The organism is Seonamhaeicola aphaedonensis (assembly GCF_003386195.1).
In the GTDB taxonomy this organism is placed as follows: Bacteria; Bacteroidota; Bacteroidia; order Flavobacteriales; family Flavobacteriaceae; genus Seonamhaeicola; species Seonamhaeicola aphaedonensis.
Window position 1 is genome coordinate 192,702 of sequence record NZ_QRDX01000007.1, and the last position, 15,184, is coordinate 207,885.

Here is a 15,184-nt window from a genome sequence, read left to right on the forward strand (position 1 = left end):
CCGTCAATAATTGAAACCATGTTAAAATTTGTAAAAAACCATATGGAGAGTATTACAGGTATAGAAATATACCCAATCATCTCCTTACTTATCTTTTTTATCTTTTTTGTAGCGCTTTTTTGGTGGGTGGTTTCCGCTAAAAAGGATTATATAAAAAGGGTTAGTAACATTCCATTAGACAACCAAAACGACGACACATTATGAGAAAATTAGTTCCATCTTGGGTAAGAGTACCCATAGTATTCTTCATCATCTTCGGAGTTGTAGAATTCTTTATAGATTCAGGCGAAAAACCAGCCTTTATAGAATACCCCGTAGTACTACTATTTCTCTTTTTAGTACTTCTCATTTTAATTGCTATTGAAGCCATTATTGGAGCACTTGAAAATGTGATGCTTCATAAGTTAGACGAAGAAGCAAAAGCTAAGTTTTTGGCTGATAAAGAAAAAGCATATCAATTTACTTGGTTCAAGAAAACTTATAACAAGCTTCTTGGGCAAAAACCAATTGAAGAGGAGGGCGAAATTATTTTAGACCACAATTATGATGGCATCAAAGAGCTTGATAATAGCTTACCGCCTTGGTGGTTGTACGGTTTCTATATTACCATTGTTTTTGCTGCAGTTTATCTAGTCAGATTCCACATCTTTGATGGACCAGGTCAATTTGATGAACTAGAGACTGAATTGGCCGATGCAAAAGCCGCCATTGAAGAATATAAGAAAACAGCTAAAGATTTAGTAGATATTAACACCGTAACATTATTGACAGATGCTGCGGATTTAAGCGCAGGAAAAACTGTATTTGAAACCAACTGTGTGGCTTGTCATATGGCTGACGGAGGCGGAGGCATTGGGCCAAATCTTACTGATGACCATTGGATTCTAGGTGGCGGTATCAAAAATGTATTTAAAACAGTTTCTGAAGGTGGTCGTTCTGGTAAAGGTATGATTGCTTGGAAAACACAATTAAAACCATCACAAATAGCACAAGTTGCAAGTTATGTACTTAGTTTACAAGGTACTACACCTGCAAATCCTAAACCACCTGAAGGTGATGTTTGGGTAGACAACAGTACCGAAGCAGCAACTGAATAAAAGAAAAAGTCGACTAAACTAATTAATATTTCTAACAGATTCCCTTTATGATAAAACGTAAAGGGAATCTAAAACTAAAACCACTTGGAAACCCCAGAAAACGAAATATTTAGAGATTCCATAAGCACCATAAATGAAGAAGGGAAACGTGCTTGGGTATATCCTAAAAAACCAAGTGGCAAATATTACGATAAAAGAAAGCTTGTAAGCTATGGTCTACTGGCATTTTTATTGGCTTCGCCATTTATAAAAATAGGTGGGAATCAATTTTTAATGTTTAACGTATTAGAACGACGGTTTAATATTTTCGGGTTTCCGTTTTGGCCACAAGATTTTCACTTGTTCGTAATATCAATGATTATTGGGGTGGTATTTATAACACTGTTTACAGTGGCTTTTGGGCGTATTTTTTGTGGGTGGATATGTCCGCAAACCATTTTTATGGAAATGGTTTTTAGACGTATTGAATATTGGATTGAAGGTGACCGTAACAAACAACGCAAATTAGCACGACAAAAATGGGATGCTGAAAAGATTAGAAAAAAAGGATTAAAACTTTTTATTTTTCTAATTATTTCATTTTTGATAGCCAATGTGTTTTTAGCCTATTTAATTGGCAGTGATAGGTTATTAGAATACATTGCAGAAGGTCCATTAAGTCATATGGGCACGCTCATACCTTTAGTGATTTTTACAGCGGTATTCTACTTTGTGTTCGCCTGGTTTAGGGAACAAGTTTGTGTAATAGCTTGTCCTTATGGAAGATTACAAGGTGTTCTATTAGATACAAAATCTATAGTTGTTGCTTATGATTACAAACGTGGTGAAGGTGAAAACGGAAGAAAGAAATTCAGAAAAGATGAAGACCGTGATGCTCTGGGGCATGGTGATTGTATAGATTGTCTTCAATGCGTACATGTTTGCCCTACAGGTATTGACATTAGAAACGGTACCCAGTTAGAATGTGTAAACTGTACCGCTTGTATTGATGAATGTGACCACATTATGGAAAGTATCAATCTACCCAAAGGATTGATTCGCTATGCCAGTGAAGAAAACATTAAAAATAATGTAAAGTTTAAGCTTACTGCTAGAATGAAAGGCTACATTGCGGTTCTTACCATTCTAATTGGTATTTTAACTGGGATGCTTTTTTTAAGAAATGAAGTTGAAGCTAATGTTTTAAGATTACCAGGGCAATTATATGAACACAAAGAAGACAACATCATCAGTAATGTATTTACTTATAAATTAGTAAATAAAACAACTCGAGACATTCAAGATGTAACTCTAAAACTCATGTCTCACAAAGGAACTTTAAAATTAGTTGCTACAAGCAATAGTTTTATTGTGCCCAAACAGGGTATTGCTGAAGGCTCCTTGTTTATTGAAATAAATAATTCAGCATTGACAGGTGATCGAAATAAAATTAAGATTGGTGTATATGCTGGTGGTAAACTAATAGAAACTTGTACGGCTAATTTTTTAGGTCCTAGAAGTTATAAATAAATAACCTCGGGGTGCAAGCCCAAGAGGTATTTAAATCTCGATCATCGAGTAAATTTTGGATTGTGGCTGTAATGTTATTGCTTGATTAGATTGATAAAATTTTAATCAATAACTTTCACAGCCAAATATAGAAACCAAATGCATCAAGGATTGAGGTACTATTGGAGCTCTCCCGATTGTTATCGGGAAGCGACTACCGAAAGCCTAACCCGATGTTAATAACAAGGGAAATGCTACAGAAATAAAAATATTAACCAAAAATAGATTTCCGCCTTCGGGGGAATTACAAAAAGATGAAACTAAATTGGGGAACAAGCATTGTACTAGCATTTATAGGATTTATTGCATTCATTATGTTCTTTATTGTTAAAATGAATGTTGACGACAAATATGATCATGATTTAGTAACTGAAGATTATTATAAAGAAGAGTTGGCTTACCAGAGAGATATTGACAAATTAAAAAACGCCAAAACTTTAAGCGAAAATATAACTTACAAAAAAACTGAAGAGGGATTAATCATTATATTCCCTAGTAATATAGATTACAAAAAAATAACTGGAAAATTGTTCCTATATAGGCCATCTAACAAACAACTAGATTTTGAAACTACCATTTCATTATCTAATCCACATTTGCTCATACCTGACTCCCGTTTGGTAGATGGCCGTTGGAACATTAAAGTTGATTGGCAATATAATGGATTTTCTTATTTATTTAAAGAATCTTTAGATTATTAACTATGTTAATTTCTGCGTTTGTCTTAGGATTACTGGGTAGTTTTCACTGTATTGGTATGTGTGGCCCTATTGCTTTTATGCTACCAGTAGACAGATCAAGTACAGTTAAAAAAGTTTCTCAAATTACTGCATATCATATTGGTAGACTGCTTGCTTACAGCTTAATTGGATTGATTTTTGGCCTCATAGGAAAAAGTCTATTTATATTTGGATTTCAACAACAATTATCTATAATAATAGGTGTTTTAATGATTAGTTTTGCTTTAATTCCTCAACATAAATTAAACCAAAATAGCCTCTCCAAACCAATATATAAATTAATATCAAAAATTAAATCTGCCTTAGGTGCTGCCCTCAAAAGAAAGTCTGCCGATTCATTCTTAACCATTGGTTTTCTAAATGGATTTTTACCATGTGGATTGGTATATATGGCAGTTTTTGGAGCTGTAAGTGCTGGCAATGCTTTATATGGAAGTTTTTATATGACCCTATTTGGTTTAGGAACTATACCCTTAATGACTACTGCTATTTATGCAAGTCATGTTTTAAAAGGAACAGTCAGACAGAAAATTCAAAAGGCTATTCCGGTTTTTGTGGTTATTATAGGTGCCCTATTTATTCTTCGCGGTTTAGGTTTAGGTATTCCTTATGTTTCACCTTCACCTGTTCAAGAACTAGTTACAAGCGGTATCAATTGCCATTAGTTTTATAGTTTTTTTACAAAAAACTTTTCTACGCTTAATTTATTTAAAAATTAACCAATTGTTTTTCAGGTTTTTAAAACTCAAAACCCTTTAAGTATAAGAAAAATCTATTAGTAATATTAACAATATTAATAGTTAAATTCGTATTAATAATAGCAATACTATTACATTTGCAATTATTTTTATTAAATATGGATTCATTACTTTCAAATTTAAAAATTTCAGTTCCTGAAAAAATATATGTAAAAGATCCAGAGTCTTCAGATTTAGGAAAACGCATTGTGGAACATAGCATATTATTAATAGATGACATTGGCTTTGATAGTTTCACCTTTAAAAAACTAGGAGCTCGCATTGGATCAAACGAAAGCTCTATATATCGTTATTTTGAAAGTAAACATAAATTGCTTTTGTATTTATCGTCTTGGTATTGGGCTTGGATTGAATATCAATTGGTTTTTGAAACTCATGCTCTTGAACCAAATAACAAGTTGGAAAAAGCTATAGAGGTAGTAACAAGAGCCATTATTGAAGATTCTAATTTTTCTCATATTAACGAAGTAGCGCTCAATAGGATAATCATTAATGAAAATTCTAAATCATTCCTAACCAAAGAAGTAGATCAAGAAAACAAAGATGGATACTTTGTTGTATACAAACGTATTGTTTATAGACTAAGAGACATGGTTAAGGCTATGAAACCTAAATATAAATTTGCTTCAAGTTTAGCTAGCACCATTATGGAAGCTAGTTTACATCAGCATTTTTTAAAAGTACATTTCACTTCTATTACAGATTGCAATAACGAAATAACCCCTACAGATTTCTTAAAAAATTTAGTGCTTAATACCTTGAAAAATTAATTATGGAACAAACTAAAATGACACCATGGCGCAGACTTGTAGGTCTACTACAATTAGAAAAAAGAGATATTCTGCAAGTATTTTACTATGCTATTTTTGCTGGTGTGGTTGCTTTATCCTTACCTCTAGGTATACAAGCTATTATAAACCTAATTCAAGGTGCGCAGATTTCAACATCATGGATTATACTGGTGATAATAGTAACCTTAGGAGTAGCATTTCAAGGCTCACTACAACTCATGCAATTACGTATAATTGAGACAATTCAACAACGTATTTTTATGAGATCTTCATTTGAATTAGCGTATAGGTTTCCAAAAATAAAAATGGCAGAGTTAAGACAGTACTATCCGCCAGAGCTGGCTAATCGTTTTTTTGATACATTAACTATACAAAAAAGTCTATCAAAAATATTAATTGATGTACCAACAGCAGTACTACAAATAGTATTTGCTTTAGTTTTACTGTCTTTTTATCATCCATTTTTTATCATTTTTGGTCTTTTACTACTAATTCTTGTTTTTGTAGTATTTAAGTTTACAGCAATAAAAGGTCTGGAAACCAGCTTAAAAGAATCAAAAAACAAATATAAAGTTGCGCACTGGATTCAAGAAATTGCTAGATCTGTAATAAGCTTCAAGCTATCTGGAAGTACAAGTTTGGGAATTAATAAAAATGATTTATTAGTAGATGGATACTTAAAAGCCAGAGAAAGTCATTTTAGGGTTTTAATGCTACAATTTATCCAAATGATAAGCTTTAAAGTTATTGTAACGGCAAGTTTACTTTTAATTGGAGGTGCATTGGTATTAAATCAAGAAATGAATATTGGTCAGTTTGTTGCTGCTGAAATCATCATTATATTGGTTATTGCATCTGTTGAAAAGCTAATACTTGGTCTGGAATCGTTTTATGATACATTAACCTCTTTAGAGAAGATAGGACAAATAGTTGATAAAACCTTAGAAAGTCAATCTGGTGAAGAAATTCAACTAACTAAAGATTTAAAAATTGAATTAGAAAATGTGTCATATGAGGTAGATAATAGAGACAAACATATACTAAGAGGCATTTCGCTTGAAGTAAATTCTAAAAGTAGAATATTAGTTAAAGGTGAAAGTGGTGCAGGAAAATCTACACTGTTGCGATTGCTATCTGGAGTTATTGAGTCCACCAGTGGAAACGTTTATGTAAATGATATGTCTATTAATAGTTTACATTTAAATTTTTTCAGGTCTCAATTAGGTCTATCACTGTCTGATGAAAGTCCTTTTGAGGGCACTCTAAGAGAAAATCTTACTTTTTCTAACCCTAACATTACAGATGATAAAATTCACAAAATACTCAACATAGTAGGCTTAAGAGAGTTTCTTAAGGAACAACCTGATGGTCTAAACACCATCTTATATCCTGATGGTAAAAGGTTGTCTTACACCATTTCTAAAAAATTAGTTTTAGCGCGCGCTATTTTAAAAGAACCAAAAATTTTAATTTTAGAAGACGCTTTAGACAGATTTAATGAAAATGAAACAACCGCTATTATCGATTACCTAACCGATAAAAACCAACCTTGGGGGCTTGTAGTTGTGAGCAGCAGTAGTGTATGGATAAACAAATGCACTGAGATAATTACATTAGAAAAAGGTTCCATAAAAAAATAAAAACACTTAGTTATGCTAAACATCACTCATAACCAGTTAAACAAAAAAATAGACTTATCAGAGTACAAATCTGGCAAGGATATTATGAACAAAAAATACTACAAATATTTTAATAGGTTTCTTTTAGGAGCTGCATTACTAATTTTAATTGTTTTGTTTTTACCATGGACACAAAATATTACTGGAGATGGTTTGGTAACAACATTGAAACCAAACCAAAGACCACAAACCATTCAATCACAAATTCCTGGACGCATTGAAGAGTGGTTTGTACAAGAAGGTGACTTTGTACAGGCCGGTGATACCATTTTACGAATCTCTGAAATAAAAAGCGACTATTTTGATGACAGGCTGGTAGAGCGCACTAATGAACAAATTCAAGCTAAATCTTCTTCAGTTAATGCCTATGGAGGTAAAGTAGAAGCTCTAAAAACACAAATTTCAGCTAAAGAAAAAGAACGTGAGTTAAAACTAGAACAAACCGAAAATAAATTGCTTCAAGCCAAACTTAAAGTACAAAGTGATAGTATAGACCTAGAGGCAGCTGTAACAAACCTTAAAATTGCTGAAACCCAATTTAATCGTGAAAAAACGTTACAAGACGAAGGTTTAAAAGCAGTTAAAGATGTAGAGGAAAAACGATTAAAACTTCAAGAAACACAAGCTAAATTTATTTCACAGCAAAATAAATACCTAGCAAGTAAAAACGAAGTAATCAATGCTGAAATTGAGCTCTCAAGAATACAAGCAGAGTATACCGATAAAATTTCTAAGGCTCAAAGCGATATGTTTACGGCGCAATCTAGCCAACTAGACACACAAGCTCAGGTTACCAAATTAGAAAATACGTACACCAATTACAAAAAAAGAAGTAGCCTATTGTATGTTACAGCTCCTCAAAGTGGATTTATTAATAAAGCCATTATTGGTGGTGTTGGTGTTACCTTTAAAGAAGGTCAAGAGTTAGTTGGTATTATGCCTGGGCAGTATGATTTAGCGGTTGAAACTTTTGTAAGACCTATTGATTTACCATTAATACATATTGGTGAAAAAGTAAGAGTTCAATTTGATGGGTGGCCGGTTATTGTATTTAGTGGATGGCCTAATGTATCTTATGGTACTTACGGCGCTAAAGTAGTTGCTATAGAAAGATTTATTAGTGACAACGGAAAATATAGAATTCTGCTAGCACCTGATGAAGAAGACCATGCGTGGCCAGACGCCATTAGAGTAGGTTCGGGAGCCAAAACTATTGCTTTGTTAGATGATGTTCCAATTTGGTTTGAGTTATGGCGTCAAATTAACAGTTTCCCACCAAACTACTATGAGCCACAAAATAGTAAAGGTGATTCTAAAAAAGATAAAAAATGAGAATAGCCCTATTTATTTTCATACTGTGCTGTAATGGTATCATTTGGGCGCAAGAGGATACATCTATCATGTCGCTTTCAGAATACCTAGGTTATGTGAAATCATATCACCCAATAGTAAAACAAGCTAACTTAGTGATAAACGAAAGTGAAGCAAAACTCATGAAGGCTCGAGGTGCTTTTGACCCCAAGCTAGAAGTTGATTATGACCGTAAAAAATTTAAAAACACAGAGTATTTTGATCGTTTAAATGCCACTTTTAAAATCCCTACCTGGTTTGGTATTGAATTTAAAGGAAACTTTGAAGATAATACAGGTGACTTTTTAGACCCTCAGGCAATTGTTCCAGAAGATGGACTTTATAGTGCGGGTGTATCTATTCCTGTAGCAAGAGGTTTGTTAACCAATGAGCGTATGGCCATGTTAAGGCAATCTAGATTATTTATAAAACAAGCACAGGCCGATAGACAATTACTTGTAAATAACATTCTATACGAAGCCACAGTAACCTATTTTAATTGGTTAAGACGTTATAACGAAAAAAGAGTGTATGAAGAATTCTTGACAAACGTAAAGATTCGTTTTGAGGGTATAAAGAAGAGTTACGAAGTAGGTGATAAACCGGCTATTGACACATTAGAAGCAAGAATTGCATTAAATAATAGACGGTTAAACTTAGAAAAAGCTAGAATTAAGTTTATAAAATCTAGTTTAGAATTATCAAATTTTTTATGGTTGAATGACAATACCCCTATTGAGATTAGAGATAATATAATTCCTGACATTTCAACTTTTGAAAATATTGACATAACTCTTAACACATCAGGATTAGAAGTTGAAAGTTTTGATATTGAAAGTCATCCAAAGTTACAATCATTAGATTTTAAAATTCAAAGTTTAACGATTGAAAAACGCTTGAAACAGAATAATTTGTTACCACAAATAGATCTTGAATATAATTTCCTAACTGAAACACCTGATGTGGTTCGGTCTTTCAGTACTGCAGCCTATAAAAGTGGCATCAATGTAAATTTCCCATTGTTTTTAAGAAAAGAACGTGGTGATTTAAAACTTGCTAAAATTAAATTACAAGACACAGAATTTGAAGTTCAAAATACAAGAATTAGTCTAATAAATAAGATTGATGCCATTAATCAAGAATTAGATTCTTATGTAACCCAAAATAATTTTACCAATGTCATTGTTGATGATTACACTAAAATGCTAACCGCGGAAGAACGCAAATTTTTCCTAGGTGAAAGTTCATTATTCTTAGTAAACTCTCGGGAATCAAAACTAATAGACGCAAAACTAAAAGCCATAGAGATTGAAAACGACTTCTTAAAAACTAAAGCGGCTTTGTTTAATGTATTAGCATTGGGTGGTGTTGAGATGGAATAGAACTTAAAAAGAAAAGCGTTGAAATCTAATAATTTTCAACGCCTTTCTATGAAACTAATTAACCAAAAATTCAAATTATTCTATATTTTAAAAGTCATAACTGGCAATGCTGCATGGTTAGCAACATCCTCTCCTACACTACCTTGAAAGAAATGTGCTAACCCTTTTCTCCCATGAGTTGGCACTACAATTAAGTCGGCTCCTAGTTTGTTTGCCGCATTTAAAATACCATCTTCAACAGTATAGTCTGATATATAATGAACATCACTCATTTTATCCAAATTCCCATCTGCTTTGGTGAAGAAATTCACAGCATCTATTTCAATTTCATCAGAACTTTGAAATCTATCGTTTGGTAGGTTTACATGAACTAAATACATTTTAGCATTCATTCTGTTAAATACACTAGAAGCTTTAAGGTAAGCCTCTATAGAATCTTCACCAAACCCACATGCAAATGCTATAATATCAAAATTAATTTTAGCTATGTCATTCTTTACTACTAACACAGGTATTTCGGCATTTCTAACCACACGCTCTGTATTAGACCCAACAAAAAACTCCTTTGCACCACTAGCGCCGTGAGACCCCATGACTATTAAATCTGCCTCATACTTTTTAGCTATCTCATTAACCTCACTAAACACCTTAAAGTGTTTTACTATGGGTGTTATGGTCAGGCCTTCTAAATACTCCTTCTTTAGAAAATCTTCAAACCGTTGTTCTGCTAACTTTAAAAAGTAAATTACTTTTTGCGGTTGCTCTCCGGCACCAGTTAACATTATATCAGACATTTCCAACATATGTAATGCCAGTAATTCTGAATTGTTCTTTTTAGCCAACTTAGCGGCTACTTTTAAAGCATACTCTGAATACTCTGAAAAATCTATGGGTACAATAATCTTTTTCATTTTTCTTTTTTTTAGGTTAAACGGTCATTGAAAACAACTGCGTATCTGGTTGCCTTCGTTGTAATAGCAAATCGAAAGCCATACAAATATTTCTAACAAATGGTTGGCCTTTTTTTGTAACCTCAATACTATTTGAGTTAATATTAAGTAATCCGTCTATTTCCATTTCTTTGAGCCTCATTAGGGTTTCTGGAAGCTCATCAAAATAAAGGTTATCTTGATTATAACTCCATTCGGTTTTAAAACTGCACATTAAATTAAGAATATGCTTTCTAATAATCAAATCTTCTTCATTTAAAATATGTCCTCGGTAAACTGGAATTACATCTTGATTTAAAAGATTATAATAATCTTCAATTTGTTTAACATTCTGAGAAAAACCATACCAACTATCGCTAATTGATGACACGCCTAACCCTATCATAGCCTGGGTTTTTGAAGCAGTATAACCCATGAAATTCCTATGTAAACTACCCTTTTCCATAGACTTATAAAGGGAATCTGTTTTTAGCGCAAAATGATCCATTCCTATTTCATGGTAACCAACTTCTGCCAACAATTCTTTTCCTAATTCATATTGTGTACGCTTTAATTCTGCTGATGGCAAATCTGCATCACTAAACCCGCGTTGACCGTTACCTTTTATCCATGGTACATGTGCATAACTGTAAAACGCTAATCTATCTGGAAGCAATTCCTTTGTTTTGAGAATAGTTTCCTTAACATGATCTAAATTTTGAAATGGTAACCCAAAAATAATATCATGGCCAACAGAGGTATAACCAATTTCCCTAGCTAATTCGGTGGCGTGTTTCACATTCTCAAAAGGCTGTACTCTATGAATGGCTTTTTGAACCGTTTCATTATAATCTTGAACACCAAAACTAACACGCTTAAAACCTAAGTTATATAAAGTTTGCAGATGCTCTCTTGTGGTGTTATTGGGATGCCCCTCAAAACTAAACTCATAATTTTCAGCAAGCACAGCATCATTAAGAATACCGTTTATTAGTAAACTCAAATTTTCTGGACTAAAAAAAGTAGGTGTACCACCACCCAAGTGCAGTTCTTTAATAATTGGTTTTTCATCAAACAATTCCAAATATAAATGCCATTCCTTTAAAACCGCTTTAATATAAGGTGATTCTACACTGTGCTGCTTTGTAATACGTTTATTACAACCGCAAAACGTACATAAACTTTCGCAAAATGGTAAATGGATATAAAGACTAATACCTTCTTTTAAATTACTCTCTTTAAAAGACCTTACTAATGTATCCTTCCATTGTTCTAATGAAAATGTACTTTTATCCCAATAGGGAACCGTTGGATAACTCGTATAGCGAGGACCCGCGATATTATATTTATTAATTAACGCTCTAGACATACCTGACATTTGTAACACAAAATTAAAACCATTCCTTATTTAAAAACATGATATATATCATACCTTTATTTGTATTTATATTAATATTCATTACTTTTAAACTTATTAAAAAAAAAGAAAAATGAAAAAAATTAGTGTTTTAATATTAGCTTTATCACTAAGTATTATTGCTTGTAAAAATGAAAAAAAAGAAACTAAACCTTCTGAAACAGAAACTGCTACATCCGAAAAGTTTGTAGTAAAACCCGAAGCAACCTCTGTAAAATGGACAGCCTACAAAACAACCGATAAAGTTGGTGTTGGCGGTGAATTTACCTCTTCAAATTTTGAAGCTAAATCTGGCTCATCTCCTCAAGAAGCTTTAAATAACTTGAGTTTCTCCATTCCAATCAGTAGCCTATTTACCAATGATGCTACTAATACCAGGGATGCCAAAATAAAAGCCTCCTTTTTTGGAGCTATGTTAGATACCGAATTTTTAAAAGGCACCCTTAGTTACGTTGATGATTCCTGTTCTGCATCACTCACTATGAATGGTATTACGCACAGTATACCGCTTGACGTTAAAATTGAAGAAGAAAGACGCGTTACTTTAACAGGTGTTATGAACCTTAAAGATTGGAATGCTCTAGACGCTTTAGCTTCATTAAATAAAGTATGTTTTGATTTACACAAAGGTCCTGATGGGGTAAGTAAAACCTGGGAAGATGTAGCTATAGAAGTTAGCACTTACTTGAGAAAGAATTAGTTGTTCTTAAAAATATTAGCCCTATAAATGACTGTCCAGGATATACTTGCAAAACTGGTTTCATTTCCTGTTTTTGGAGGTGAAAATAACTTAAACATTATAAATTGGATAAATGACTACATTGAAAACTTTGGTGTTGAAACCTCTTTAGTGTATAACGAAACCAAAACTAAAGCCTCTTTACATTGCAGAATTGGTCCCAGTGTAGATGGTGGAGTCATCCTTTCAGGCCATACAGACGTGGTACCTGTTAAAGAGCAACCTTGGGATACCAATCCTTTTGAGCTTGTAGAGAAACCTGATGATAATTTATATGCCCGTGGTAGTTGTGATATGAAAGGCTTTTTGGCCTGTTGTTTATCTGTATTACCCATAATGGTTAAAGCTAAACTAAAAAAGCCCATTTATTTTGCTTTTACTTACGATGAAGAGGTAGGTTGTTTAGCAGCTCCTTCACTTATAGATCATATCAAAAAAACATATTCTGAAAAACCCAGATATGCTATCATAGGAGAAGCTTCTATGCTACAACCTATTATTGCACAAAAAAGTATTCATATAATTGACATCACTGTGAATGGTTCACAGGGTCATAGTAGCAGAATAAAGCAAGAGGTTAGTGCAATACATGAAGCAGCAAGACTTGTTTTGTGGGCTGAAGAAAAAATGAATGCTTTGATAAATTCTGGCAGTATTGACCCCCGCTTTAATCCTCCACATTCATCACTTCATACAGGAATTATTAATGGTGGCATTGCGCCTAACATTATAGCCAATAAAGCATTTCTATCATTAGATATTCGGTGTTTACCTCAAGATGACGCCAGCCAAATGTATCAAGACTTAAAAGACTACTGTAAATCTAGAGAAGAAACTCTAAAATCTATTTTTGAAGGCTTTAGAATTGATGTCGCTGAAAATCATCCCATCGTACCATCCCTTAATACTAGTGAAAACTCTGATGTTATTGACCTCATTGGTAATATAACAGGAAATTATGAGTGGTCTACGGTATCTTATGCCTCTGAAGCAGGGCATTATTCTAATGCAGGTTTTGAAAGTATTATTTGTGGTCCTGGCTCTATTGCCCAAGCCCATAGAGCTAATGAATACATTTCAAAAGACCAATTAATAAAAGGTTTAGAAATGATTGAAAATTTGGTTAAACATTTAGAAATATCAATTTAATACAAGTTCTTTTTTGTATTTACAAATAAGATGTAATTTTATCACAAACAATGTTTTTATGAACCCTTCTGCACAAGGTTGGATTAAAAAATTACTTAGGGATATTTCTAAAAACAATGCTTTTTTAAATTTCAATGAAGCAGATTTTTACGATGCCCTTAGAGGATGTGGCTTCATTTATGGCAGTAATTTAGATGTTGTTTTAACTATTTTACCAAAAAATGATCTTACAGAAGAAGAACTCTCAAAAACCAACTTGCTCCTAGCTCTTTATTACACACATCATCAGTCTAACACAAATATTCCATTTGTTGAAAATGTTATTAATTTTTACACAGAAATAAACGAGTTAAAAACATCATTCTTTAAAGAACTCTTAAATGGAAAAAAATCGAGTGAGCAATTAGAGAAGATTATTCACAAACGTATTCAGATTGATGCCAATGTTCTTACTAAAAACTTTAAATACTTCATTATTAATGCGCTTCTGTATATTGATGTTCTTGCTTATTCTGAATTTTTAAAAAAACAATCGGTTTCAATTGATTATCTAAAAAATTTAGAAGCCTCTATTGAAGCTATAATCATGGATGTACTAAACTCAAAGCTATCCAAAAACCAATACGATGAAAGTTTAATAAAACTATTTGAATCATCCTTACGTTATCATAACAATACGCACTTGGATTATCAAAATGCTGTCAATATACTAAAGTCTAAACAAGAGAAGAACTACATTTTAGACCTAGCCTGTATGGCAACATGGACAGATAAAAAAATTGACCAAAACGAACAACGTTTTCTAATAAAATTAGGCACCGACCTAAAAATTTCCAAAAAAAGAATTAAAGAATCAATAACTTCGATAAATCTATTTTACTCGGTTAATAAAACGAACATTGCACTTTTAAGTTCAAAAAATATAGTGCAGAGTTTTTATAATAATTCCAGCAAAATGGTTACTAAATTGATTTCTAGAAATAGAAAACGTTTATATCAGGAATTAAAAGACAGTAAAGAACTCATGGTACTGTTGTCGCAATCTACCAAACGTAACTTGAGTGATGACGAGCATAAAAAAGTAAATGAACAACTACTTGATATCTTTAAATCCATACCAAGTTTAGCTATTTTTATGTTACCAGGTGGTGCATTATTATTACCATTGGTAATTAAATTTATTCCTAAACTTTTACCTTCTGCCTTTGATGAAAACAGGGTTGAAGATTAATTGACTCTAGAACTTTACTTCTTAGAGCAGACTATCAATTTAAATATTCAACCAAACGTACAATAAACTTTTTTGTAAAGACAAAGGACATTTATATAAATGTCCTTTTGTTATAAATTTGTATTCATTTTTGTCGGGATGACAGGATTTGAACCTGCGACCACACGGCCCCCAGCCGTGTACGCTAACCGGACTGCGCCACATCCCGAATTTTTAATTTACGCTAAATTTAGCAACTAACTTGTGGTTTCTCGAAAATACTAGGTTATAACTGTGGTGCAGTTTATCCTGAGCGAAGTCGAAGGACCACATGCCGCTTCAAAAATAGTTCTCAAAGAAAACATATTTTTTAAAAATAGCAAAGGCCAAAGCAA

Annotated in this window: 14 protein-coding genes and 1 tRNA gene; 12 read left to right on the plus strand and 3 right to left on the minus strand. The window is 32.8% G+C overall.

Annotated features, from left to right (window positions below; all coding sequences use genetic code 11):
- Nucleotides 1-18 precede the first annotated feature (18 nt).
- From DFQ02_RS15355 to DFQ02_RS12620, 9 genes are all read left to right on the plus strand, one after another.
- Entirely contained in the window at nt 19-204 is a 186-nt protein-coding gene (locus DFQ02_RS15355; protein ID WP_116524785.1) for a CcoQ/FixQ family Cbb3-type cytochrome c oxidase assembly chaperone, read from the plus strand.
- Nucleotides 201-1,097 carry a cbb3-type cytochrome c oxidase N-terminal domain-containing protein gene (locus DFQ02_RS12585; RefSeq protein WP_116524786.1) on the plus strand — a complete coding sequence of 299 codons (897 nt, stop codon included), beginning with the start codon at nt 201-203 and terminating at the stop codon, nt 1,095-1,097. Before DFQ02_RS15355 ends, DFQ02_RS12585 begins: the two co-directional genes overlap by 4 nt.
- Nucleotides 1,098-1,181: 84 nt before the next feature.
- Nucleotides 1,182-2,606, plus strand: a complete 1,425-nt coding sequence (ccoG, locus tag DFQ02_RS12590) for a cytochrome c oxidase accessory protein CcoG (protein WP_116524787.1) — start codon at nt 1,182-1,184, stop codon at nt 2,604-2,606.
- Nucleotides 2,607-2,899: 293 nt separating this feature from the next.
- Nucleotides 2,900-3,346 (plus strand): FixH family protein, encoded by a 447-nt coding sequence (locus DFQ02_RS12595; protein WP_116524788.1) that lies wholly within the window; start codon nt 2,900-2,902, stop codon nt 3,344-3,346.
- Nucleotides 3,347-3,348: 2 nt separating this feature from the next.
- Nucleotides 3,349-4,050 carry a sulfite exporter TauE/SafE family protein gene (locus DFQ02_RS12600; RefSeq protein WP_116524789.1) on the plus strand — a complete coding sequence of 234 codons (702 nt, stop codon included), beginning with the start codon at nt 3,349-3,351 and terminating at the stop codon, nt 4,048-4,050.
- Between the two features lie 191 nt (nt 4,051-4,241).
- Nucleotides 4,242-4,913: a TetR/AcrR family transcriptional regulator gene (locus DFQ02_RS12605; RefSeq protein WP_116524790.1), complete on the plus strand. Its 672-nt coding sequence runs from the start codon at nt 4,242-4,244 to the stop codon at nt 4,911-4,913.
- A 2-nt stretch (nt 4,914-4,915) separates the two neighbouring features.
- Complete coding sequence (locus tag DFQ02_RS12610) at nt 4,916-6,574, plus strand: peptidase domain-containing ABC transporter (protein ID WP_116524791.1); 1,659 nt, start codon at nt 4,916-4,918, stop codon at nt 6,572-6,574.
- A gap of 12 nt (nt 6,575-6,586) precedes the next feature.
- Nucleotides 6,587-7,945: an HlyD family secretion protein gene (locus DFQ02_RS12615; protein WP_116524792.1), complete on the plus strand. Its 1,359-nt coding sequence runs from the start codon at nt 6,587-6,589 to the stop codon at nt 7,943-7,945.
- Nucleotides 7,942-9,345, plus strand: coding sequence for a TolC family protein (locus DFQ02_RS12620; RefSeq protein WP_181896414.1), 1,404 nt, complete (start codon nt 7,942-7,944; stop codon nt 9,343-9,345). Before DFQ02_RS12615 ends, DFQ02_RS12620 begins: the two co-directional genes overlap by 4 nt.
- A gap of 80 nt (nt 9,346-9,425) precedes the next feature.
- On the opposite strand, the gene DFQ02_RS12625 is transcribed toward DFQ02_RS12620, so the two are convergent.
- A complete protein-coding gene (locus DFQ02_RS12625; protein ID WP_116524794.1) occupies nt 9,426-10,256 on the minus strand; it encodes a universal stress protein in 831 nt (276 codons plus the stop codon).
- A gap of 16 nt (nt 10,257-10,272) precedes the next feature.
- Nucleotides 10,273-11,643: an oxygen-independent coproporphyrinogen III oxidase gene (gene hemN, locus DFQ02_RS12630; RefSeq protein ID WP_116524845.1), complete on the minus strand. Its 1,371-nt coding sequence runs from the start codon at nt 11,641-11,643 to the stop codon at nt 10,273-10,275.
- Nucleotides 11,644-11,764: 121 nt separating this feature from the next.
- Here hemN and DFQ02_RS12635 point away from each other — a divergent pair, with 121 nt between their 5' ends.
- From DFQ02_RS12635 to DFQ02_RS12645, 3 genes are read left to right on the plus strand one after another with little or no spacing between them, the layout of a single operon-like run.
- Nucleotides 11,765-12,391: a YceI family protein gene (locus DFQ02_RS12635; RefSeq protein WP_116524795.1), complete on the plus strand. Its 627-nt coding sequence runs from the start codon at nt 11,765-11,767 to the stop codon at nt 12,389-12,391.
- 27 nt (nt 12,392-12,418) lie between these two features.
- The gene (gene argE / locus DFQ02_RS12640; protein ID WP_116524796.1) at nt 12,419-13,579 is read left to right on the plus strand and encodes an acetylornithine deacetylase; all 1,161 of its coding nucleotides are present in this window, start codon (nt 12,419-12,421) and stop codon (nt 13,577-13,579) included.
- A 58-nt stretch (nt 13,580-13,637) separates the two neighbouring features.
- On the plus strand, nt 13,638-14,810 hold the full coding sequence (locus tag DFQ02_RS12645) for an LETM1-related biofilm-associated protein (RefSeq protein ID WP_116524797.1): 1,173 nt from the start codon (nt 13,638-13,640) through the stop codon (nt 14,808-14,810).
- 133 nt (nt 14,811-14,943) lie between these two features.
- On the opposite strand, the gene DFQ02_RS12650 is transcribed toward DFQ02_RS12645, so the two are convergent.
- Nucleotides 14,944-15,018 (minus strand) — tRNA-Pro (locus tag DFQ02_RS12650).
- Between the last annotated feature and the right edge of the window lie 166 nt (nt 15,019-15,184).